The following is a 22554-nucleotide window of genomic DNA, read 5'->3' as shown; positions in this document are numbered from 1 at the left end:
GAGTGAGCAGGCCGCTACGCTGGGAAATCGCATGTTCTCGTGATCAGCCCACCGGATGAAGGAACTTCCGTGACTCGGCTACCGACCTGGACCCCGTCCGAGGTGAAGCTGCTGCGCGACGTTCAACACCTCAGCCAACGTGCCTTCGCCGCGCGGCTGGGCTACGCCCAAAGCACCGTGGTCGGCTGGGAGAAACCCGATCGCGGCTCAACACTGCAACACGAAACGATCGAAGCCCTCACGACCGAGCTCAACCGCCTGCCCGAGGACAAACGGGACCACTTCGACCGCGAACGCGGCATCTCCGGCGGCAGGCTCGGCTCAGGCTCGGCAACCCGGACAGCCGCCCTCCTGGCCACAGCCGTCCCCGGACCGGGCACACCGCTCCCGTACTCCCCGCCGAGCGACACCATCGACGCCGCTCGCAACTTCCTCACCTCGTCCGCACGGGTCTTCCTCGTTTCCGGTGCTGCGGGAACAGGCAAGACGAGCCTTACTCGGTACCTGGCCGAGCAGTTCGCCGACCAGGCCGATTGCCAGCTGCTCGCGGTCAGCGGCTGGGAAACCAGCTCTACGGATCTGGCCGTCGAGATCTTGCGCTACGCCTCCATCCCACGCGGTGACGACGCTCTGCTCACGCTCGAGGAGCACGCGTCCCGACTCACCCGGCCGTGCCTGGTCTTCGTCGACGGCATCGCCACCCACGACATGTTTTCTCTGCTGTGTCGACACGTCGACACGATCTTGCGCCAAGTCATCGTTCCGGCACTGCGGTTCGTGCTGACCGTGCGGACTCCGCCCGCACTTGAAACGACCGCCTACCCCTTGCTGCACGCATCCCTGTTCACTTCAGCCGGAACGAAGGACCACGAGACTCAGCACAGCCTGACGCCGTGGCCCGCTGATCTGACGCGGCGCACGTGGGAACGGGAAACCGGCACCCCTTTTGACAGCCTTCCGCCCAGCGTCCGTGACCTGGCACGCACGCCCCTGTACATGAAACTCGCACTCGACACACCTCCCGAGCTGGCGGGTGGTGGTCTGGGTGCCTACGCGCTCCTCCACCGGTGTGTACGCCGAATCCTGGGCGCCGACAGGGAAGGACACAGGTTTGCGCAGCTGACCGAACTTGCTCAACAGCAAGGCGTCGACGATGTACCTGTCGCTCTGCGTCGAAGCGCCGACACTGCAGGCCGCGCGCTTGATCTGCCATCGGACATACCCGCGACCCTAGTGCTGGCGGAATCGAACCGTGCTCCTGAGTTCGTTCACGACGTTCTGCGCGAGTTCTTCCTCGCCACACATATCGCCGATCTCATCGAGCAGCGGGGGCGGTCAGTAGCCGCGGTGCAAGCCTTCAATGAGCTGGCCGATCGAGCGTCGATCTCCAGCACCGCGCGCGGCCTGCTCGACCTCGTTGTGCAACGGCTCGACGATCTCGACTCCGCCCTGCTCATCAGCATCGTGACGGCGCCGAACGCCTCACTCCGATCGACGGTTCCGTTGATGATCTCCATGTCCAGCGACGCGCAGTACCTCACGCCAGCAGTGGTGCGCGCCTGCGCTGCGCGCGCGGAGAACGGCCCCGAACCAGCGTTAACCCGGGCGTTGCTGGCCAGCCCGCGGCTGCACCACGCTCTCGGGGCCAGTTGCTACCGGTGGCTGCTCACCATGCTGCGGCGCTTCGGTGCCGACCTGTGGCCGGAGATGACTCGGTTCGTTGAGGAGAACTTCGACAGCACCGATGCTTACACGCTGCTCGACTTAGCCGATCTCGCGGACAGCGACGAGGCGACCTACTTCGCCCGGCATTTCTACCTCTTCTTCGCCGACTCGACCGGGAGCACGCTGCAGACGTTTCTGAGCCATGCGAACTGGCGCGTGCGTGCCGCATTGGCTGAAGCTCTCGATAGCCCGACGGTCGTCATTGACGCTACCGGCCTGACCGTCATGGCCAGTCTCGTACGCGATCCTGACTACAAGGTCCGCGCCGCCGTCGCGCCCGTAATTGCCCGCGTACCGGGCCATGATGCGTCCACCCACCTCAAGGTCCTGCTCAACGACGAGAACTGGCACGTCCGCGAGCGCGCTCTGCAAGGACTCGACAGGCTCGGCCTGCCTCCGCGGCGGCCCGACCTCATCCACACGGCCCTCGCAGTCCTGGACACCGACACCGCTTGGTCGCGAACTCCTGGCCATATCCGACCGAGCCAAGACCGTTTCCGCGTGCTCCACGCCAGCACGAGCCCGACCGTCAACCAACCTCAGCAACGCTACGACGATGAAGTTCTTGCCACGATCCTGCGTGAAGTACGCACGGGCTACCTCACCCCGCCGGATGACCTTCGCGCCCGGCTGGTCGAACGCGGGCGAAGCAGCAGCCGCTGGCTGGTCCGACGGGAGGCTGGCCACACCGCGGTGACGGCCCAGGAGCAGCCGGAGGACACCGATCGCACCCGTGAACGATTCCGCCGCATCCGCAATCGCCGCGCCATCCAAGTCGCGCTCGACCTCAGCGACATCAACGACGCCGTACGCGTCGCCCGCGCGGTCGCCAGCGCGGGAGTCGACTTCATCGAAGTCGGCGACCCCCTCATCAAAAAGGTAGGTGTCGGGGCGATCGAGCAAATTAAGACCGCTGTCGAGGACACCAAGGTCGTCGCCGAGATGATGTCCGCAGACTGGGGTCGTGACCAGGTGATGCTCGCAGCCCAGGCGGGCGCCGACATCGTCCAGCTCATCGGTCCCGCCACAGCGGCCAGCGTTCACGCCGCCGTCGACGCCGGCCGCCGCCTCGCCGTGCCCATCCTCCTAGACGTACCGATCAACACCGACCATCGGTGGATCACCGAGATGGAACGCGCCGGGATCGACGGCCTCACCGTGACCACCAACATCGACATCGGCATCGGCAGCACAACACCACTCGACGTCGCGCGCGAGCTTCGGACGTGGACCGCACTCCCAGTCGCGGTCAGCGGTGGGTTCAGCACGACCGACACCGCGATCTTCTCCAGTAAGGACTGGGACATCCTCATCATCGGCCGCAGCATCATCGACGCCATCGACCCGGCAACCGCAGCCAAAAACCTCGTCGAACTGGTACACCTCAACGAAAGGCAACCGTGAAGATCACACCACTGCACCAGAACGACATCCCCGAGCTTATCGAGCTCATGAAGCTGGGCGAGCCCTACATTCGCCCGCGCACAACCTCGGACTACTGGCTCTACGCCAATCTATTCTCCAGCACCTGCCCGATCGCCCGAGTCAACGGTCATCTCGTAGGCGCCATCATGGCCTTCCGCAGCCAAGAGCGCCCCGACGACATCTATATCCAAGACGTGATCACCCACCCGGAACACCGCCGACAAGGCATCACCTCCGCCTTGCTCACCGCCATCACCGACCGAGCCACGGTTCTCGGGGCTCGACGACTCTACCTCACCTCCGAACCCGACAACTTCGCAGCGCACAGAACCTGGCTCAAGCGCGGCTTCATGAACGCGCCCGGAGATCAGCTTATTGACGGCGTATTCGTGATCTCCGATTTCAAGGGCCCGGGTAGGCATCGAGCGGTATATGAAAAGAGCGTCTGAGTCGAGCTGAAGGGTCGGCAGCGACACCGCCTTGACATCGCCTTGCTGTAAGACGCTGATGGGCAAGCGGAAACCTGCAACGCACTCGGTGACCTCGCCGTCGAGTACCCTGACGCGGGCCTTCTGTTTCCTGCCGATGCATTAGACGGCCTATTGGGTCGGTTGACGCATGACAAAACAATGCCGGGTATGCTGTCCGGTAGGCCCGCAATGTCTTGAAGAGAAGAGTAAGAAAATGGCACAGAAGCTAGTCGTCGAGATGGTCGACGATATTGACGGTACCCCTGCGACGCAGACCGTTCCATTCGCATTGGACGGTGTGACGTACGAGGTTGACCTGTCCGATGAGAACGCGGCAAGTCTTCGCGATGAACTCGCGCGATTCATCGAAGTCGCCCAACGTACTGGTGGCAGGAAGATCCGTTTGGCGACCGGTCAGTCAGCGGCGTCCGCGTCGCAGACCGATCGTGAGAGGTCCCGTCAGGTTCGAGTGTGGGCGCAGGCGAACGGCTATGAGGTGTCCAATCGCGGGCGGCTGTCCGCGGAAATCCTGGACGCCTATGAGAAGGCTCAGGCGACTGCAACGGAACCTATTGGTTCTCCGGGAAAGCGGGGCTCACGAAAAAAGGTTGCGGCTGCCAAGCGCTGAGACTCTCCTGCGGTTCTCGTTGTACGGCAAGCATAAAAGCGCCACCGAGCCGCGCTAGCGCCTGACGGACCTCGGCAGCAGCCGCAGGCCGCTTGAATCAAGCCCGAATTGCTACCGGAGCGGAGTGGTTCCAACTGCCGCCAAGCAGTCGCCGCTGAACGCGGCTACGGTTGGGAAAGGTGGCGCACCAGCGCCGCCTTTCCCAACCGAACATCGGCTCTGCGCTTTGGGCCCCGACCAGCTACGGTGGCCGATCACTACCCGAGACCCGCCGAGCCTGCATCAACCGCGGGGTGCCCGACCCCCCCGAACGCCTGGCGTCGGCTCCAGCCGCTGTTGCAAGAATTGCCACGAAAGGCGCACTTCGCGTGAGCCTGCTGGTCCCATCGAAGAGCGGACCGCGATGATCTTCACGCTCGCCTTGGTCGCGAGCTGAAGTCCCTCGTCGAGGGCGGCCCGCAACCCGTCCCGCTGGACAATCACCTCAGATCATTGCTGAGTTCCTGCGCGAACATCGCTTCTGCGAGCTGTGTTAGCGACTGGTCGCAGCGGCCGACCATAACCGAAATGCGCCTGGCCCTCGTCAACCGACGAGTGCCGGCCCCGACAACTCGGCAGCGGCTCCGGGCACTCTGTAAGTGTGGCCACGACGGCGCACTGCTCTGCACGGCGTCAGAGTCGGAACCGACGCTAGATCTCGCGCCAGGTCACTCCTGCGGGGCGGGCGCCGTTGGAGGACACGTAGTCGCGGACCGCCTGGCGAACAGCGGCCGCTGAGACTTCCGCGTTGCTCGGCACCTCGCGCTCATGTGCCTGGTAGTCGTAGGCCACCGGCTCCGGCGTCGTCGCCCCGGACGTGCTGATGACGCTCGCCTCGCCCTTGCCCATGTAGCCGACGAAGCCGACGCTGTCGTTACGCAGACCGAATTGGAGGATGGACCTGTGTTCCTCGCCCTCCCAGGCAAGCTCGGCGATCACGCCTACCGGCGCCTCGGTCGCCTCGGTGACCATGCGGTCAAGGAGGGCATCAACCTGGTCCCGTTCGGTCAGTTCGAACGGCTCGGCCTGGCCCGGGTCGTACCAGCCTTTCACCACTGCCATGTAGCGCCTCCCTTGTAAACTTTCTTGAAACCGTCGGGCCCGTGCACCGTCATCGTGCTGCCTTCCGGCAGCACGATGCTCAGCAGGCCGTCACAGCTCGTCTTGCCGGTGCATGGGATGTTGTTGATGACCACGGTCGCGTCCGTGATGCCGTTGTCGCGCATCTCGGCGGCGAGCTTGAGCTCAACATCCGCAGCGGCCGTGATCGGCCGCCGGTCGCACCCCGCCTCCTTCAAGATCTCGTCCACCCGTTCCGTGCGGTCGTCCCGGCCGCTGGTAATGGCCGTGCCGGCTTCACCGGGGGCAAACCAGGTTCCCACAGTCTTCACCCCACGGCGGCCAGCCACCGGAGGCGGCAGCTCCTGGCGCGCCTTCTCCACCGGATCCTCCGGCTTGGTCTGCGCGGCGCTGGACGGTGCGGCCTGTCCAGGCGACCGGCCACCGCCCGGCGCGTCGTGGCCGCCGGTCAGGGACTTCGCGTATGCCGACAGGCCGGCGGGCACCTCGGCCACGAGCTGACCGACCTCGGCCGCGCCCCCGGCCGCCGCCATCAGCGCACCGACGGCGTGGCCCACCTCGTGGTCGGTACTTCCCTGAGTCGCCTGGACCAGCGTCTGACGGGCCTCATCGACGTACTGTGCGGCCTGCCGGAGGCGTTCAATCGCCACCTGGGTTTTCGCCACGGCTTCGTTGACGGACGCCACAGTTTTCTCGACTGACACTGCCGCTCCCCACCGTCGCCGCCGGTGAGCGTGACCGTACCTCGGCCGACCGACAGAAACCGAGCTACCGGCCTTCCCGATGCTGACCAGCCTAAAAGGACAGCTTGACGTGATCAACATGCTGTAATACCGGCCATGTCATCACCGAAGACAGCGCCGGGCAACCAGCCAGACTGGACACCGATCATGGAGGTGCCCGCCGGGAAGCAGTCAGCCATGTCCCAGCTGAAAGCGGACTATTCCGCCATCCTGCGGAAGATGCCGAAGACCGCGGACGAAGCACTCGACCTGGCACACCAGGAGTACATCGCGGCCGAGACGGCGACCAAGACGGCGACCCGCTACTTCTTCCGGTTCCGGAAGCAGCGAAGGTTGCTGGACGTGGCGGGCCTCAGCTACAGCTCGGCGACCTGGCTCATGCTGGAAGAGCAGCGTCTCCGCATCGTCGAGCTGCAGGCGAACGACTCGACCGACCGGCTACAAGCGACAGACCCCGGCGTGCCGTGTTCTGGTCGCGACTGAACCAAGCCGCACCGCTGTGAACAATCCCAGCTTGCACACGTAACGAACATATGTTCGACTGCTGGTATGGCGACGTACACGAGGCCAGGGTGGTGTCCGCCCGTCGAGGGCGACCGCGCCCCATGCCGCTGGACGATCGCCTTCCTTGCCGTCGACCCGCAGCTCTCGATCGACTACTGGTCAACGCAGAGCACGCTGGTCGGCGGGTACCCCGACGGTGTTGATCTGGAGAAGATGCTGACGGCGTGGTTCCGCGAACGCGGTGGACCGGCCGCCTGGTGGCGTTTGACCGTGCGCTCGTGCGACGACGAACACGACATCGCCAAGGTCGAGCTGTGGTTTGAAGCGCACCACCCGCCAGTCAAGCCACGGCCGCGTAAGTGGCGGTCGCCGTACGTCCAGTATCCGGAAGGGCTCGAGTAGCTCAGCTCACCGCCGGATACCCAGATACGTCAGCTGTCCCGGCTCGATGCAGAGCCGAGCCTCCAGTTCGCGAATCGCCACGAGCGTCTGGTCGACCATCTGACGGCACGCCACCTGTGTTCCTCGGTCCTCGGGATTGTCGGCCGTCGCGATCACGCCCACCGTCGCCGAGTCGAACAAGGTGTCCAGCGCGTCAAGCCCGTCGCGCGTCTCGGGAAACGTGAGCAGCAGGGCGCACCCGCGTCCATAGCGTCGCGAAGGCGCCTGCTCGTAGACCTTCCACGGCAGTTCGCGGTCCGCAGTGTCCAGCTCTTCGCCCGGGCCGTGCGACGTTCCCTCGAACCACCCATCGACGAACGCACCCGCCATCTGCAACTTCACCATCGGCACCCCTAGGGTTCTTCGTGCCGAGCGTCGACGTGCGCCCGCGTAGGATCTCCGATAAAACGCCGCTGGCAGCAAGGGTCTGAACTGGTGATCTTGATCGCGACCCAGGCGACCTATCCCGGTTCGCCAACCGATCAGTGTTCGACCGTCGCGTCATCCACCCAGCGGGCTAAGACGCTGAAGGCTGCGAGCTGCTCTAGAGCAACCGTCTCGTCAAGTTCGGCCTGTACGGCGTGGTTATTCGGGTTGCGGATAGCTGCGTACAGGCCCTCGGCGAACGCTGAGATGCCCCTATGGATGCTTTTGTAAGTGTCGGAACCGTCGTCACGCCACACGCGGAGTTGTGGATTGCCCGGCTTGGGGGAATCACTGCTGAACGTCGGCTGGAACAGCTTGACCTCGGATACGTCCATGCGGCCGACCTTGGCTTGCGTCTCCGCGTTGACGCGAAGCGCTACGGAACTGATTGCACTCCGGTAATGCCCGCTTCGCCAAAGATCTTTTGCAGCCTGCCACACCCAAGGGTGAAACCGGCCAGCGCTGAGACGGGGAGCATTGTCGCCCAAATTTTCGTCGATCTCGGCTTGTCGCGTAAGCACAACCTTTGCGCGTGTTGGTGGCCAGTTTGAACTCCCCGCTGGCGGCCAGTTAGTGGGGAGTTAGCTGGCCATGCTCCCGGTTACGTAGCGTGCTCTCGGCAGGCGTGGCCCTAGCCCGTGGAGAGCTGCCCGCCCATCGGGTTGGAGTGGCTTCGATCTGTCGTTGCCAAAGTCGAGGGACGACCACCATGTCGCCAGTCTTGGTACCAACTGACACCGGCGCAGAAGTGGAACGGGTTATTGCGCGGTTCGTTGGGCCGCGGCCGCGTTCCTGAACGCGCGACTCGCGGCATGAGAGTGCGTTGGACGAGGGACATGCGTTTGCGAGGTAATCCGATTGCTTGTGGGTGCTGCCACCGCCCTCATTGTGAGGGTGTCTGGAGATGTGTGGTTGAAGGAGGTAAAATCGGGACTCCGCGGTGCTTTCAGCTGGCGCGGAGATCGCACGAACAAGCATCGTTATGCCTGTTCCTCGACGACCGGGGCGGGCGGGCGATGGAGTAACCGGCGGATCTTCTCCGGCGACGAGTTGGGGGTGGGCTAAAGCATGACTGTGCCTACACCTTTCCGGATGTCCATCCAGGTCGACCTGCTTCCCGTCCGCGCCGGGCTGCCGATGGGCGGCTACGGCTGGAGCGTCGACCGGCGTTCCGACGGTTCGGCCGCCAACCCGCTGAAGATCCGCTGCGTGATCCTCGTGTCGCAGCAGGGCCAGCGGATCGTGCTGGTCCAGACGGACATCATCAGCATCCCCCGCCCTCTCTACCAGCGGATCCTCAGCCGGTTGGTCGCGGCAGGCGTGGTCAGCGGAGCACAGAACTTCGTGCTGGCGCAGAGCCACACCCACTACGGTCCGATGGTCGGCGACAAGCCGGACCCCTACGTCCTGCTCGGCAGCGAACAAGCCGCCGCGGACGCGAAGGCCTACACCGACGAATTCGTGGAAGCCATCGTTCGCACGTCCGTGGCGGCGCACAACAAGCCGCTGGTCGAGGTGACCCTCGGGTATGCGGAAGGCTACGCCGAGGTCGGCGAGAACCGCCTTGTCCCGGAGGCCTCCACCATTGGGAAGGGGGCCCCGCACGAGGTCCCGGTCTTGGTGGCCCAGCGGACCGACAACCGGGACCTGTTCGCGGTGCTGGCCGGGCACGTCTGCCATCCGGTCTGTGCCGCATGGGCGTCGACGGCACTCGACGCCGACTTCTGCGGGTGGGCGGTCGACAACGCCGAGAAGCGACTCGGCGCGCCCGTTGTGTTCTTCCAGGGCGCGGCGGGAGACGTCGACCCCCGGAACCCGCCGCCGGGCGAGGACAAGGTCGCGTTCTGGGGAACGCGGCTGGCGGACGCCGTGGTCGCGACAGTCCGCAACGCGGCGCACTTCCCGATCACCGGCCCGATCACCACGGCGATCACCGAAGCGAAACTGCCGTATGCGGTCGACTTCGGAGACGGCACACAGGTGGACGCACTGCGGAAGAAGTACCAGGACCGCATCACCGCGAACGACGAAAGCCCGATAGGACAGGCCGGTGTCCGGCACGCTAAGAGGATGATCGCCGAGCTCGACGCGGGCAACCGGCCCGGCTACCTGCCGATGACCGTGCAGAAGCTCGACCTCGGCGGCCTGACGATCCTCACGATGTCGCACGAGGTGCTCAGTGGCTACCACGTCGGCACCAAGCGGAACTTTGCGGCCAAGTACGGCACCAAACCATTGTGGGTCATGGCGTACGCGCACCACATCGACTGCTACGTGCCCGCCTACGACGTGCTGTCCGAGGGCGGCCGCCCCGAATCAGGCTGGGCGGGCGATCCGAAGATCATCGGCGTCGGTACCTATGGGCTCTCGTACTCATTGCTCGCACCGCTGTCCGCGGGGGCGAGTGCCAACGACCCGAACGGGGTGGAGGCGGTCGTCGTCCAGGCGATCAATCAGATGCTCGGATTGTCCTAGAAATCGGTGAGGATCATGCCTATGGGCGTTGAGCTGGAACTGCATTCTTGGCGTTACTGCGGAAATGCGCCACAGCTGCTCGCTCCGCCCGCTCATCGGCATGGCAGCGCGCAACTCGCGGCATGACAGTGCGTTGTCGTTAAGGTATCTGCGGTCACCGTTGGGAAGACAGTCATTCCGTGGTATTCCGCGTGATTGGAGGTGCGTCGCCAGCCGGCAGTTGAGTTGCGGATGGTCACGTCGGACCAGCGGGAACGCGTCCGAGGCTCCACATCGCGAGGGGTTCTTAGCATGTGCGTGCCGCCACCCCCTGCGGGTGGCGGCACGCGTTGACTTGATCAGTTGTCGCCTAGCAGACTCAAGCTGGCTAGAGCAGTGTTGTTTTGGATGCACTGAGTTCGGCAGGGGTGCCGGTCCAGGCTATGACTTTGGGGTCGAGGCCGGTGGGCACGGCGTGCCAGGTGTGGATGGCGGCGTGGTTGTCGCTGGCGTAGGTGTAGAGCGCACCGATATCGGTACGTCCGTCGCCGTCGAAGTCGCCGACGGTCCACTGGGCGAGGCTGGCGGTGAACTGGCCGGGGCCGCTGTTCCACTTCTCGACCTTGTTGTCGAAACCGGTGGCGTTGGCGTTCCAGATCTCGAGGGAGGTCTGGTCGTTGCCCAGGTCGCGTGCAGCGGCGACGTCGGTGCGGCCGTCGCCGGTGAAGTCACCGGTGATCCAGTGGGTGTGGTCTGCGGTGAAGCCGCCGCCGGTGCTAAACCGTTCGGTCTGAGTGCCCAGGCCGGTGGCGGTGCCGTTCCAGGTGAACAGTGACGCACTCAAGACGTCGTTGTTGTAATGATAGGCGGCGCCGATGTCAGCGCGTCCGTCACCGTTGAAGTCACCGGCGATCAGCTGGGCTTGCCCGGCGTTGAAGTTGCCGCTGCCGCTGTTCCATTTCTCTTCGTTGCCGCCGAAACCGCCGACCTTGGCGTACCAGACGAACAGTGATGTGTTGGCGTCACCGTAGTCGTAGGTGGCGGCCAGGTCGGTCCGGCCGTCACCGTTGAAGTCCCCGGCCACCCAGCTGGCCTGGGCGGCGTTGAAGTTGCCGGGGCCGCTGTCCCACTGGTCGCCCTGGTAGGCGAAGCCGTCGGCGGTGGCGTACCAGACGAACAGCTTTGTCTGCACCTCGTCGGGGTAGGAGCAGAACGCGGCGACGTCGGTGCGGTTGTCGGCGTTGAAGTCTCCGTGCAGCCAGCGGCATGCGGAGGCGTCGAAACCGTCATTGGTCCACCTCTGCGTGAACTTGTCGACACCAGCCGGGTTGGCGGTGGCCGGCCACATCAGTAGCGCGGACTGCTCGCCGCCGTAGTAATAGGCGGCGGCGAAGTCGTCGCGGCCGTCGGCGGTGTAGTCGCTCTGCGCGATCCACTTCGTCGTCGCCGACGCAATCGTGGACAGCGGCCCGTCCTGCCCGCCCGCGGTGACCGGCACGACCCGGTAGTACCAGGCCTGCTTCGCACCCAACGGCCCGTGGGTGAACTTCGGCGTCGTGACCGTCTTCAGCAGCGTCGCCGGAGTCAACGGCACGTCTGGGGTGGTGGCGCCGTAGACGCGGTAACTGGGGTAGCTCTGCCCGGCGTTCGGCTTCCACGTCAGGTTCACCGACCGCGTCGCCACGGTCGCGGTGAGGACCATGGTCTTCTGTTCGGTGACCTGCTGGTCGATCCATGCCTTGAGGTCGTCGACGCGGACCTCGGTGCTGCCTTGGCGGGTCTCGTTCACAGCGAGGCAACCGTGCTGCCAGGTGGTGCTGCTGATCGCGACCAGTTCCAGGTGCCCGCTGGTTTCGAGAATCGCGGGGCCACCGGCGTCGCCCTTGCAGGTGTCGGCGCCGTTGTCACCGGTCAGCGCGAGGGTGGTGGCGGTACTGGAGGCGACGGTAAAGGCGCCGGTGTGCAGCTGGTCAGGAACCCACGTGGTGCTGGTCCGGCCAAACCCGGCGACGCGCAGCTTCGCACCGGCCGCCGGAACCGCGGTGGCCAGCGGCACCGGGGCGATATCGGTCACGGGAGCGTCGAGGTGCACCAGCATCGCGTTGCGGTCACCACGGGGAATCAAGCCCGTGGCGTGCAGAACGTGCCCAGAAGTACCGGCCAGGTTCGTGCGACCCACCGTGACGGTGGCCGGCTTGACGGGGAGCCCGCCCTGCGGATTGCCCGGGAAGCACGAAGAGGCGGTCAGCACCCACCACGGATCGACCAGCACACCACTGCAGGCTTGCGTGTCGGTATTGATCTTTGCGGTGAACGCGTACGCGCCATCCGCCGCGACTGCACTGTTCGAGATCGCGCCCGCCGGCACTGCGGCGGCAAGTCCACTTGCAGCGAGAGCGGCAACAATGGCCGTCACTCTCGCCGTCCTTCGATAGCCCATCAAAAATCCCCTCAAGAATGAATTTCGATCGACTCGACATCGGCAATGTGTCCACTATGGACAATGTCGAGGTGTCCGCACACGGTCAGGACGACGCGTCCAACTGAAGGAGCACGGTGGGTGCGCCGGGCGGGCTGGCGGCGATACCGACCTGCACGGTTTCTTTGGGGCCGACATCGACGGTGGTGTGCACTCCGGCGTCGGTGCTCAGTTCGGCGCGGATCTTGTGTCCGGGGCCTTCGGCCAGTCCATCGCCCGTGATCGCGTAGACGGCGGGGATTTTCAGATTCAAGTGCCCGCCGGGGCCAGTCACCCGGAAGCAGATCCAGCCATCCTTCGCCGGGCCGACCGGGCTCGTGGACTTGACAAGGATCACTCCGACGGTGTCGGCACGTCTCGGACAAGAGTCGGCTACCAGCAGGTGCCCGTCTCCGCTGATCAACTGCACGCCATAGTCGGCGAGGATCCTGTCCGCATCCGGATAGCTGAAATCCTCCACAGCGGACGGCTGCTGGTCCGGGTCGGGCCCGGCACCGCTGGCAGCGGTCACGGTGCTCACTGTCACGATCGTCACGGCTGCCACCGCAGCGGCGACGACCATGGAAGTCCTGCTCAACGCGCGCATATACGTCCCCCTGCTCAAATGGCTGATTTGTCGCAAATCCGACATTTGCCTCGAAGCTTTTGCTGCTTCTTCAGTCCCCCGACGCGGCGCAGTGAGATTACGGCACGAGTTCCTCGTTTAGCCAGGGCCGTTTGTGTCGTGTGACCTCTGTCATGGGTTAAGTGGTGTAGACCGCACGTATAGCCTCTGTTAATTTTGATTGGCGGGCGACAGGTAACTCGACCTTATCGTTCGCGACGGTCCGAGGGGGACTTTTCTGAATGCGTACTGCAAGAAGCCGTTTTCGTGCTGCGTTGATCATGGCATTGACAGCGAGCCTGACGTCAGGAGTGATTGGCTCGCCGACGGAGGCGACTCCGGTATCGCTGACTGGTTCACGGGCGGTCGCGACGCAGGCCCCATCGGTGGTATCTGCCTCTGACCGTGCGAAGGTGTCGTTGCTGTGGCGATTCGGTGGCCCGGCGACCAAGCGTGACGCCGGTCAGGCGCTAGTAGGTACCGATGCTGACGTCGCAAGGTTCTTGACGACCCAGCTGGACACCGATGCCGTGATCGATCGCGATGTACGCGTCAACCAGATCATGTCCAGCGGGGGCGTGGCCACGAAGGCCGCAGCTCAGCAAGCGCTGAATGCGAATACTGACGAGGCGTTGAAGGCCTTCCTGGATCACGGTTGGCAAACCCCGCACGCCAATGATCTCGATGTGCGGGTCAACCAGGTGATGTCCGGTGGCGGTCCGCAACTGAAGCAGGCGGCGCAGCGGGCGCTGAACGCGGGCACAGAGGAAGCGCTCGAGGACTTCCTGCGGACGGGTTGGCAGATCCCGTTCGGGATCGACCAGGACGTCAAGGTCAACCAGGCGATGTCGGCTGGTGGCCCGGAGGTGCGCAAAGCCGCACAGCAGGCACTGAACGCGAACACCGCAGAAGCGTTGAAGCAGTTCCTCGCTTTCGATTTGCCGGTCGCACAGGCGCGCGACGCGGAAACGGCGACGATCGAACAGCTAGTGTCGACGGCGAAAGCTGCCTCGGAGCAGGCCGCGAGCGAGACTCAGGCGGCAAAATTCGAGGCGGATCGAGCCGTCACCGAGGCCGCCGCGGCGCAGGCGGCGGCGCAGGCTGCGAAGGCCGCGTCGGAGACAGCTCAGGGGCACGCTGGTCAGGCCACCGAAGCAGCCTCGAAGGCGGCGTTCGCCGCTAATCAGGCCGCGATCACAGCTCGGCAGGCCATCAACGCGTCGAACGCGGCGTCGAACGCGGCTCGTATCGCTGCCGCTGCCGCGTCGCGGGCCGCCGTCGCGGCCTCGCGAGCAGGACAAGCCGCTTCTCATGCCTATGACGCCGCCGCGGCCGCTGTCAGCGACAAGAACAAGGCCGACGCCGCGACAGCTGCCGCAGAGGTCGCCAAGGCAGCGGCTCAGGGCGCGGCCGCGGCTGCGGAGTCGGCGAAGTCCGCCCGCATCGCCTCACAGCAAGCGCATGAGGTCGGCGACGCCGCGAAACGGGCCGCCGCGAGCTCGACTGTGGCTGCCGCGGACGCGACAGCTGCGGCGAACAATTCCGCCGCAGCGGGCGCCGACGCCCGGCAGGCGAAAGCCGCTGCGGCGACAGCGCGAGCGCAAGCCGCTCGTGCGACAGCTGCCGCGAACGCCAGCCAGTCATGGGCACAACAGGCAGCCGACGCCGCAGGGCAGGCAGCCGACGCCGCGACCGCGGCTGCTGCGGACGCGATGGCCGCCAGGCAAGCAGCACTCGATGCTGTCGCGCATGCCGGAAACGCCGCGGACGCCGCGGAGAAAGCCACCGCACACGCGAACGCCGCCACAGCGGCCGCGAACGCCGCGGTTACAGCATCCAACCAAGCCACACAGATCGCTCAGGCAGCCCGCAAGGCCGATGCCGACCGACTCGCCCTCGCCGCCCAGAACGCTGATGACGCGGCCAAGGCCGCCCTCGACATCCACGTCGCCCGACCCGCTGTTCAGCGATGGGACACCGACCAGGCCAGCAGGTGGGATGCGGAAACCAATCGATTGATCGCGGAGGCGACCGCCACTGGCGCCGCGCGAGCGACGGTCCTCACCGATGCCCGCAAGGTCGCGATGAACCTGGCTGAGACCGGTGGCTCATGGACGAAGGCCAGCGCCATTGCCGCGTTGGGCGGGACTGACGACGAGGCAGCTGACTTCATCACCACGGGTCTTTTATTTGCCGCAGGCCAAGACGACCGAATCATCTTGCGTGAGCTCCGTGATGCCGGGACAGCGAGGTTTAAAGCAGCGGCGGACGCGGTGCTCGCGGCGACTGATATCGCCGTTCGCGACTTCCTCCGCACTCGCAACTACCCTGATCGGGCAGCGGACGACGATCTGCAGGTCAACCAGATCATGTCCGCCGCCCGCGCGGCAGGACGAACCGTAGTGGTGCAGGAAGCACAGAAGGCGCTCAACACCAACACCGCCCAGGCCATACGTGCGTTCATCGACACCGGCCAGTACACGGCTCTCAGCATCGATGATCAGGTCAAGGTCAACCAGGTCATGTCCGCAGCCCGTGCTGCAGGCGCCCAGGAAGTGGTAGCTGCGGCACAGGCTGCCCTTGACGGCCCCCCGTTGCTGCTGCGCGAGTTCCTCAACGTCGGCCAGTATCGGGCGGCCCAGCGGGATCAGAACACCGCAGCACACAATGCCGCTATCGACAGCCTGCTCGCCCAGGCGTCCAGTGCGGCCGCGACCGCTACCCACGACGCCAAGGAAGCGCAGGCTGCCGCTGCGACCGCTCGCAACGCTGCCGATGAGGCCGCAGGCTACGCCGATCAGGCCAAGACCGCTGCCGCCCAGGCAACCGACTATGCAAACCAGGCCAAGGCCGCAGCCGACCGAGCCGCCGCGTCCGCCGAGCAGGCGAAAGCGTCGGCCGCCACCGCTGCACGCGCCGCAGCCTCCGCTGTCGCCTCGGCCGACCGGGCAAGTGTGTCCGCTATGTCGGCTCAGCGCTCGGCCACTGCTGCTGCGGTCTACGCTCGCGAGGCGGCCGATTCCGCGCGTGTCGCACGTGAAGCCGCGCTCGCCGCCGGTGCCGATGCGATCAAGGCGGCGAAAGCGGCCTCCGACGCGTGGCGAAGCGTCGCGACCAAGGCAGAAGCCGAAAAGCAGAATGCGATCGAGCAACGGAAACAGGCCTGCAAGCCCAGCTCGCGAACCACGGCTCAGGTCATTGAGCTCAGCGAAGCGGACTGCAATCTGGTGTTCAGCGGCACACCGGCCGAAAAGCAACGTATCCTCGAACGACTTAAGCAAGAGTGTCGCGACTATAATCCCTATGGCACTATCGATTTTGACCGGTGCATCGATCCCCATAATCTTCTTAATCCGAGGTTCCTTCCCAACGGTGACAGCTGGAAGGCGCCCAGCACATCCCCAGAGTGGCTTGGCCAGCTTGCAGAAGCCGCCAATGCTCTTCTCCTGATTCTCAGTGTTGTGTCGTGCCCGGAATGCGATCTTGCAGAGGTTCTCGGCGCTGCAGCAGCCGAACTAGGCGAAGTCAGACTCGCCGAACTCACCGCAGCAGCGGTGGAGGCCGCAGGAGCCGGTGGCAGGGCGATCGACTTTCTGGGCGAGTCCGCAGCCGAAATCAGAGCAGCCGAAGACCTAGTTCAACGAGCCATCGCGGAGGAAGCCCGCCTGGCCGATGCGGCACGAGGATGGCCAAACAACCTGCCGTGCCTTAACAGTTTCGCACCCGAAACACATGTTCTCATGGGTGATGGGACCACCAAACCCATCAAAGACATCGTGGTTGGCGACGAAATCACCAACGCCGACCCCGGCAACAGTGACCTACAGCGACATGCTGTCACAGTCGTTCATGTCACGGACGGTGACACTGACTTCGTGGATCTCACCGTCGACACTCCTGATGGACTGAAAACCATCACGACAACTGGACATCACCGCTTCTGGGACAGAACAGCTGAAGCCTGGACCAACGCGGCTGACCTGAAAGTTGGCGACCGACTCCGTACTCCTGGCGGCGAAGCCGCAGTGGCCGGTAGCAAGCGATACGCGAACGGGATTCGCACGTACAACCTCACCATCGACAGCCTTCACACGTTCTTTGTCTTGGCAGGTGATACGCCCGTCCTGGTGCACAACACCGGGGCCGCCTGCACTCCCGGCGCTACACTGGGCGATACATCGATCGGAGGCTGGATACCGAATGACATTCCCGAGGAGTCACTCAGGGTAATTTCTGACATTAAGAAGTATGGAGTTGAAGCCGAAGGAGGATGGGGAAACTGGGCAGGGCCGACAATTCCCAGGGAATTTGAAAACGATGGCAGGCAAGGAGGTTTCCGTCTTGCAGACTTCGATAGTTCCGGCAAAAGGATTATCTATCGAGAGTGGGGGACCTATCAATCTCCCTTGAACCCACGGCCAGGCAATGAGCGCATCGTCACCGGGTCAGATGGTTCAATATACTATACTCCTACTCACTACCAAACATTCATTGTGGCGGTACCTGGAACATGAGGTCGATCGACATGTGGACAGAAGCAAAACCCTGGCTGCACGCAGTAGAGAAAGATGCAAACTCTCCCATTGTGGATGTGCTCCCACCTGGGGGGACGACCTTTGTTGCACATCTGAATGGCGCCAGCATGACGACGACAGATGGAGTCTTTGAGCAATTCTATAACGAACTTCGATTCCCGGCATACTTTGGCTGGAACTGGAACGCGTTATTTGAGTGCCTGCGAGACCTGGCGTGGATTCCGGCGGATCGCTACCTTCTGGTGATTGAAAATCCGGGAGAAATTCTCACGTCGGATGATGACGATCTCGATCATCTGACTCGAATTCTCTTCAAGGCCGCCAAGGAATGGTCCAGCTCTCTTGGAAAACCAAACGGTATTGCTACACCCCTGAATGTGATATTCATTTGCGATAAAGCGGACATTGCGACAGTTCGGCAGAACATCGCTGTCTATCAACCGTGAAGCCTAACTGTTGCTAGCTGATGTTTCGACCGAACCCGACGGGAATCTCGGCCGCGATTCCCCAGAGTGCGACCGGCGTAGGGCCTCTTGCGCCTAGCCCCGCACCGCGGTTTGGCCGTCGATACTCCGCAGGGAGATGGTCGCTACCTGACTCCAGAACGCAACGTAGACGGCGCCGATGCCAATGGCACCGATTCGGGACACGCTTGGCGGGACTCGTTCTCGGACTGGCAAACGTCCGCTCATCGGCAGAAGAGGGTGTTCGCGGTAAGAGGAGACTGACCCGCGAGCACCGTTATCGAGAACGTGTTCTTACAACGCCGCCGAGCCGCAAGGTTGTCCTGTCGCTGGCAGCACGGTGGTCCCACGACCTTGGCAACTGACAGATCCCTGTGCTACCGCGCCGCGCCGTGCTGGCGGTCCAGGCGCGATCAAAGTCGCGGCATGACTTGCATGGCCGCGGCGTCGACGAACCTGCTGCGATCACTGACCGTGAAACTGGCCGCCAGTGGGGAATCCAACTGGCTGTCCGTGGGTGGCCGTCCACGGGGAATTCCGACTGGTGGCTTTGACGGTGTGAAGTGACCGCGAATGTTCGTGTGCTATGACCGCACTTGCCGATCAAGTGCTTGATCAATGTCGGTGAGAAGTGACCGCACTTGGAGGCGTGGGGTTCACTGGTCGTGGGGCCAGCGGCTGTCGGCGATGGGTGATCCGGGGTCGTAGCGGAGTTGTGTGTCGTCGGGGCTGGTGCCGAGCGCGTGGGCGATCTCGTGCCAGGTGTGGCCGTTGGCGCGTGCGTCGTGCACGAGTTGCGGCAGGCAGCGTTGGGCTTGCTCGATGAGGCTGACGGCCAAGGCGATCGTGGCGAGGTCGTCGCCGAGCCAGTAGCCGCGGCGCTGGGCGAGGGTGGTCAGGGCGTCGTCGATGAGGTCGAAGGTGTCATCGCCGCTTCGTGGGCTTGGATTGTTGTTGCTGCTCATGGTCTTCTGCTCGGGCTCGGCTGTGGGCGAGGCGGTAGGAGTCGGTGCCGGTTTCGATGATGTTGCCGCCGAAGGTGAGGCGGTCGACGATGGCGGCGCAGAGGCGGGGGTCGGTGAACGTTTTGGTCCAGCCGCCGAAGCTTTCGTTGGACGCGATCGCGACGGAGGCTTTCTCCTCGCGTTCGGTGAGGACCTGGAACAGCAGTTCGGCGCCGCGGCGGTCGAGTTCCATGTAGCCGAGTTCGTCGATGCAGAGCAGGTCGACACGGCCGTAGCGGGCGATGGTCTTGGTCAGGATCATGTCGTCGGCGGCTTCGACGAGTTCGTTGACCAGCTTGGTGGCCAGGGTGTAGCGGACGCGGTGCCCGGCCATCGCGGCTTCGGTGCCCAGGGCGATGAGCAGGTGGGATTTGCCGGTGCCGGAGTCACCGATGAGGCAGAGCGGCAGGCCTTTCTTGACCCATTCGCAGCTGGCGAGGGTGTGGATGACGGCGGGGTCGACGCTGGGGTTGGCCTCGAAATCGAAGGCGCGCAACGACTTCTCGCGGGGAAACGCGGCGGCTTTGATGCGGCGTTCGGATCGGCGGCGGGCGCGGTCGTCGCATTCGGCCATCAGCAGTTCGGCGAGGAACCCGCGGTAGGTCATCTGTTCGCGGGCGGCGGCGTCGGCGACGTCGGGGAACTGGGTGCGGATGGTGGGCAGGCGCAGCAGGCGGCAGGCTTGGTCGACGGCGGCGTCGGCGGCTTGCTCGGTCAGGCCGCGGTGGCGTTGAGCGCTCATGAACGTGTCCCTTCTCTGGGAGTTCGGCGGCTGGGCAGAAGCTGGTCGTAGACGGCCATCGACGGCAGTGGCCGGGTGTCGGCCGGCAGCTGGGCGAGCCGCCGTTCGGTCAGTGACGTCACCGCCGTCGCGGTGACGGTCTGCTCGGGAGCCGGGGTGGGTGTGGTGTCGGTGTCGGCGGCTTTGCGGGCTTCCAGGGCGACCGCGTCCGCGGTCAGCGCCCCGGCGCGTAGCGCCGCGGCCAGCCCGGTGACAACGTGCTCGTGGACCATGTGCCGGTGCAGCAGCAGAACTTGGATCAACGCCCGGGTGCCATCGCGGTCGCCGTGAGCTTTGCGCGCGGCTGCCCACCAGGCGTCGTGGACCGGGGTGAACTTGCCTGCCGCGCGGGCTTGCTCCAGTGCAGTCGCGCCGGGCAGCGCACCGGGCTTGCGGATCAACGCCTCCAGGTAGTGGTCTAGCTCAAGACGGCTGCCAGCCTTGGCCAGTAGTCGTTCGTGGCGGGCGGCCTCAGTGCGGCCGTCGAAAACGATGAGTTCGCAAGCGTGCAGCAGCACCCGGACCCGGCGCCCGATCAGCCGGACCGGCACCGAGTAGTGGTTGGTGCGGATGCTGATCTGGCTGAACCGGTCGACCCGCGGGGTGAACCAGCGACCGGTCTCGAACGGCTCCGCCGGCAACGATCGCAGCAGCGGCGCCTCGAGCGCGAACATCTGCCCGACGGTGCGTGGGCGAGCCCCGACCCGCCGGTTGTCATCGGCGGTGTCCCAGGCCTCGACCTGGGTGTTGAGCTCGGCCAGCGAGTCGACTTCGGGAACGGGGACCAGGTGGTTGCGGCGGAACCAGCCGATCTGCCCCTCGACCCCGCCCTTCTCGTGCGCGCCCGCCAGGCCGGGCTGGCAGTAGAAGGGATCGACCGACCAGTGCGACCGGAACGCGGTCCAGCGTTCGGTTTCCACCCGCTGCCGGGAGAACCCGAGCACCTGCGCGACCGCGGCCTTGAGGTTGTCGTAGCGGATCTGGCCCACCGGCACGCCACCGAGCACTCGGAACGCGTGTTCGTGCCCTTCGAAGAACGCTTCCTGTCCACCCGAAGGAAAAATCTTGTGGACGGCCTTGCCGGAAAAGGACAGTCGCAGTGAGAACAGGAAGCAGGTCACCAGGGTTCCGCGCAGCCGGACCGCGACCTCGCCGAAGTCGACCTCGGCTTCCATGCCCGGGCGGTGTGACTGGGGCACGAACACCTCGGCCGCGCCGCGGCCGGCGTCGATCCGGATCTCGGGTTTGCGGACCGCGACGTAGGCGCGGACCACCTGATACGACACGTCGACCATGGCATGCTCGTCGATCAACCGGTCGAAGATCCGCTTCACCGTGTGCCGCTGTTTCCGTGGCGCATCAAGGTCAGCGCGCAGGATGTCGTCGATCACCGGCTTGAACGAGTCCAGTTTCGACGGACGTGGCGGCGGCTTCTTCCGCGGTTCGGGCCACGCCGACGCCAGGGCCTTGATCACCGTGCGGCGCCCGATGTTGAACTTGCGCTCCAGAGCCCGCCCGGACAGCCCGGCACGAGCGTCCCGGCGGATCGCCGCGTAAAGCTCTACCTTCGACGTTGGAGGCATCGGTGCTCCCTCAACCAGAGCACACGCATCCTCCCACCGCACGCAACCCCTCGCAGCCATGCACGCGCGCAGTTCCCTGCCGCTGACGCGCAGCTATGAAGGCAGCGCGGCGGAGGCATTCGGACCGACGGCGCTAGACGTGATTCTTCGGTCTGGCTGGGATCATTGTTGGGTGAGTGAACCACAGGTTCCGTGGCGGAACACAACGCACGATTGGGCAAGCGCCGTCGATGTCGATCACCTGGCGCGCATTCGGCAGAACCCGGGGACGTTCGCCCCTGGCGGTGTTGGGCACCTGATCCTCGAGGTTCTTGCCTACGCGGCCGAGGAAGCCGAGAGCAACGACGGCGGACGATCCACCCTCACCCTGCACCCCGACGGCTCAGTGTCCCTGGCGGACAACGGACGAGGCACCGACACCCGCGTCGACGACCAAGGCCGCACCGTGAAGAAGCCGATCATGGCGACGAAGGACCTGCGGTTCTTCGACGTCCCCGAAGCACAACTGCTTCCCGACGGCCACCCGCGCCGGGGCATGTCCATCGTCGCGGCGCTGAGCGAGTGGCTCGTCCACACCAACCGGCGCCACAACGGCTCCTGGACCCAGCGCTACGAACACGGCATCCCGGTCACCGACCTGGTCCCGATCGCCGACGACGGCACTACCGGGACAACCGTCCATTTCCGCCCGCAGCAGAACCTGCGCATGGCGGCTCAGCCCTCGGCAAGCTTGCTGGAGCAATGGACCGAGTTGTGGCCACAGCTGTCCGTCGAGACGAACGACGAGCGAGGCGGCTGACCTCGATCGGCGTCAGGACCTCGTCACGGACCGTCAAACGGCGCAGACTTGTGATCCGCTCGCACCCATCTCAGGCCGCGGTCACATGCCACGGACACCAGCTCCGCACCCCTCGGGGCCGCGGTCATGACTGACCGACAAACGCGGTCACATCAGACAGACAAAACCAGACTGGCCGCTGACATGCGCGCCCGGCAGCCTCAGCGTGCCCGAAGAAGCGGTTTCGGACATGGCTAGGTGCTCGGTCACGCCACCCTGGCAGCACGCGGTCGTAGATCTGCTCAACGACCAGCGCGCTGGCAGCCGTATCGAAGGAACTTCCTGCCCTGTAGACGGTCAGGAACAGATGTGGGTTCACTGGGGGGGGGGC

General features: G+C 64.8%; 18 protein-coding genes. 9 read left to right on the top strand and 9 right to left on the bottom strand.

Translation table 11 applies throughout. The annotated features are described in order from the left end of the window. Window positions 1-102 precede the first annotated feature (102 nt). From ACFV15_RS30840 to ACFV15_RS30830, 3 genes are all read left to right on the top strand, one after another. Entirely contained in the window at window positions 103-3129 is a 3027-nt protein-coding gene (locus ACFV15_RS30840; RefSeq protein ID WP_378354646.1) for an orotidine 5'-phosphate decarboxylase / HUMPS family protein, read from the top strand. Continuing rightward, window positions 3126-3599: a GNAT family N-acetyltransferase gene (locus tag ACFV15_RS30835; RefSeq protein ID WP_378354644.1), complete on the top strand. Its 474-nt coding sequence runs from the start codon at window positions 3126-3128 to the stop codon at window positions 3597-3599. The genes ACFV15_RS30840 and ACFV15_RS30835 overlap by 4 nt, the downstream gene beginning before the upstream one ends. A 235-nt stretch (window positions 3600-3834) precedes the next feature. After that, window positions 3835-4248, top strand: coding sequence for an Lsr2 family protein (locus ACFV15_RS30830; RefSeq protein WP_378354642.1), 414 nt, complete (start codon window positions 3835-3837; stop codon window positions 4246-4248). Between the two features lie 690 nt (window positions 4249-4938). On the opposite strand, the gene ACFV15_RS30825 is transcribed toward ACFV15_RS30830, so the two are convergent. Both ACFV15_RS30825 and ACFV15_RS30820 read right to left on the bottom strand, forming a co-directional pair. Then, a complete protein-coding gene (locus ACFV15_RS30825; protein ID WP_378354640.1) occupies window positions 4939-5349 on the bottom strand; it encodes an Imm1 family immunity protein in 411 nt (136 codons plus the stop codon). Next, window positions 5337-6071: a DddA-like double-stranded DNA deaminase toxin gene (locus ACFV15_RS30820; protein ID WP_378354638.1), complete on the bottom strand. Its 735-nt coding sequence runs from the start codon at window positions 6069-6071 to the stop codon at window positions 5337-5339. Before ACFV15_RS30820 ends, ACFV15_RS30825 begins: the two co-directional genes overlap by 13 nt. 135 nt (window positions 6072-6206) lie before the next feature. Here ACFV15_RS30820 and ACFV15_RS30815 point away from each other — a divergent pair, with 135 nt between their 5' ends. Both ACFV15_RS30815 and ACFV15_RS30810 read left to right on the top strand, forming a co-directional pair. Then, the gene (locus ACFV15_RS30815) at window positions 6207-6593 is read left to right on the top strand and encodes a hypothetical protein (RefSeq protein ID WP_378354636.1); all 387 of its coding nucleotides are present in this window, start codon (window positions 6207-6209) and stop codon (window positions 6591-6593) included. A 66-nt stretch (window positions 6594-6659) separates the two neighbouring features. Next, complete coding sequence (locus ACFV15_RS30810) at window positions 6660-7016, top strand: hypothetical protein (RefSeq protein ID WP_378354634.1); 357 nt, start codon at window positions 6660-6662, stop codon at window positions 7014-7016. Window positions 7017-7022: 6 nt separating this feature from the next. Here the strand turns inward: ACFV15_RS30810 and ACFV15_RS30805 are convergent, their stop codons facing one another. Both ACFV15_RS30805 and ACFV15_RS30800 read right to left on the bottom strand, forming a co-directional pair. Continuing rightward, complete coding sequence (locus tag ACFV15_RS30805) at window positions 7023-7400, bottom strand: hypothetical protein (RefSeq protein ID WP_378354632.1); 378 nt, start codon at window positions 7398-7400, stop codon at window positions 7023-7025. Window positions 7401-7537: 137 nt separating this feature from the next. Next, a complete protein-coding gene (locus ACFV15_RS30800; RefSeq protein ID WP_378354631.1) occupies window positions 7538-7921 on the bottom strand; it encodes a TIGR02391 family protein in 384 nt (127 codons plus the stop codon). 652 nt (window positions 7922-8573) lie between these two features. On the opposite strand from ACFV15_RS30800, the gene ACFV15_RS30795 reads away from it, so the two are divergent. Beyond that, on the top strand, window positions 8574-9956 hold the full coding sequence (locus ACFV15_RS30795; protein WP_378354629.1) for a hypothetical protein: 1383 nt from the start codon (window positions 8574-8576) through the stop codon (window positions 9954-9956). A gap of 367 nt (window positions 9957-10323) precedes the next feature. On the opposite strand, the gene ACFV15_RS30790 is transcribed toward ACFV15_RS30795, so the two are convergent. Together ACFV15_RS30790 and ACFV15_RS30785 are read right to left on the bottom strand one after the other, a co-directional pair. After that, the gene (locus tag ACFV15_RS30790; protein ID WP_378354627.1) at window positions 10324-12351 is read right to left on the bottom strand and encodes a trypsin-like serine protease; all 2028 of its coding nucleotides are present in this window, start codon (window positions 12349-12351) and stop codon (window positions 10324-10326) included. Window positions 12352-12460: 109 nt separating this feature from the next. Beyond that, the gene (locus ACFV15_RS30785; RefSeq protein WP_378354625.1) at window positions 12461-12976 is read right to left on the bottom strand and encodes a hypothetical protein; all 516 of its coding nucleotides are present in this window, start codon (window positions 12974-12976) and stop codon (window positions 12461-12463) included. Window positions 12977-13431: 455 nt separating this feature from the next. Between ACFV15_RS30785 and ACFV15_RS30780 the strand changes: the two genes are divergently transcribed. Both ACFV15_RS30780 and ACFV15_RS30775 read left to right on the top strand, forming a co-directional pair. Then, the gene (locus ACFV15_RS30780; protein WP_378354623.1) at window positions 13432-17532 is read left to right on the top strand and encodes a polymorphic toxin-type HINT domain-containing protein; all 4101 of its coding nucleotides are present in this window, start codon (window positions 13432-13434) and stop codon (window positions 17530-17532) included. Between the two features lie 11 nt (window positions 17533-17543). Further along, a complete protein-coding gene (locus ACFV15_RS30775; protein ID WP_378354621.1) occupies window positions 17544-17999 on the top strand; it encodes a barstar family protein in 456 nt (151 codons plus the stop codon). Between the two features lie 674 nt (window positions 18000-18673). Here the strand turns inward: ACFV15_RS30775 and ACFV15_RS30770 are convergent. From ACFV15_RS30770 to istA, 3 genes are read right to left on the bottom strand one after another with little or no spacing between them, the layout of a single operon-like run. Further along, window positions 18674-18982 carry a hypothetical protein gene (locus ACFV15_RS30770; RefSeq protein WP_378354619.1) on the bottom strand — a complete coding sequence of 103 codons (309 nt, stop codon included), beginning with the start codon at window positions 18980-18982 and terminating at the stop codon, window positions 18674-18676. Beyond that, window positions 18942-19763, bottom strand: a complete 822-nt coding sequence (gene istB / locus ACFV15_RS30765) for an IS21-like element helper ATPase IstB (protein ID WP_378354617.1) — start codon at window positions 19761-19763, stop codon at window positions 18942-18944. Before istB ends, ACFV15_RS30770 begins: the two co-directional genes overlap by 41 nt. Further along, window positions 19760-21385 (bottom strand): IS21 family transposase, encoded by a 1626-nt coding sequence (istA, locus tag ACFV15_RS30760; protein ID WP_378354615.1) that lies wholly within the window; start codon window positions 21383-21385, stop codon window positions 19760-19762. The genes istB and istA overlap by 4 nt, the downstream gene beginning before the upstream one ends. A 172-nt stretch (window positions 21386-21557) precedes the next feature. On the opposite strand from istA, the gene ACFV15_RS30755 reads away from it, so the two are divergent. Then, window positions 21558-22184: an ATP-binding protein gene (locus ACFV15_RS30755; RefSeq protein WP_378354613.1), complete on the top strand. Its 627-nt coding sequence runs from the start codon at window positions 21558-21560 to the stop codon at window positions 22182-22184. Window positions 22185-22554: the final 370 nt, after the last annotated feature.

This window comes from Amycolatopsis sp. NPDC059657 (assembly GCF_042734395.1).
Classification (GTDB): Bacteria; Actinomycetota; Actinomycetes; order Mycobacteriales; family Pseudonocardiaceae; genus Amycolatopsis.
Note: the sequence above shows the minus strand (reverse complement) of the source record. Positions and strands in the feature narration are given on the sequence as shown.

Excerpts from the sequence above, each read along its gene's own strand:
- ACFV15_RS30830 (WP_378354642.1), top strand. The coding sequence starts at position 3,835 with ATGGCACAGAAGCTAGTCGTCGAGATGGTCGACGATATTGACGGTACC.
- ACFV15_RS30825 (WP_378354640.1), bottom strand. The coding sequence starts at position 5,349 with ATGGCAGTGGTGAAAGGCTGGTACGACCCGGGCCAGGCCGAGCCGTTC.
- ACFV15_RS30815 (WP_378354636.1), top strand. The coding sequence starts at position 6,207 with ATGTCATCACCGAAGACAGCGCCGGGCAACCAGCCAGACTGGACACCG.
- ACFV15_RS30810 (WP_378354634.1), top strand. The coding sequence starts at position 6,660 with ATGGCGACGTACACGAGGCCAGGGTGGTGTCCGCCCGTCGAGGGCGAC.
- ACFV15_RS30805 (WP_378354632.1), bottom strand. The coding sequence starts at position 7,400 with ATGGTGAAGTTGCAGATGGCGGGTGCGTTCGTCGATGGGTGGTTCGAG.
- ACFV15_RS30795 (WP_378354629.1), top strand. The coding sequence starts at position 8,574 with ATGTCCATCCAGGTCGACCTGCTTCCCGTCCGCGCCGGGCTGCCGATG.
- ACFV15_RS30785 (WP_378354625.1), bottom strand. The coding sequence starts at position 12,976 with ATGGTCGTCGCCGCTGCGGTGGCAGCCGTGACGATCGTGACAGTGAGC.
- ACFV15_RS30775 (WP_378354621.1), top strand. The coding sequence starts at position 17,544 with ATGTGGACAGAAGCAAAACCCTGGCTGCACGCAGTAGAGAAAGATGCA.
- ACFV15_RS30770 (WP_378354619.1), bottom strand. The coding sequence starts at position 18,982 with ATGAGCAGCAACAACAATCCAAGCCCACGAAGCGGCGATGACACCTTC.
- istB (WP_378354617.1), bottom strand. The coding sequence starts at position 19,763 with ATGAGCGCTCAACGCCACCGCGGCCTGACCGAGCAAGCCGCCGACGCC.
- istA (WP_378354615.1), bottom strand. The coding sequence starts at position 21,385 with ATGCCTCCAACGTCGAAGGTAGAGCTTTACGCGGCGATCCGCCGGGAC.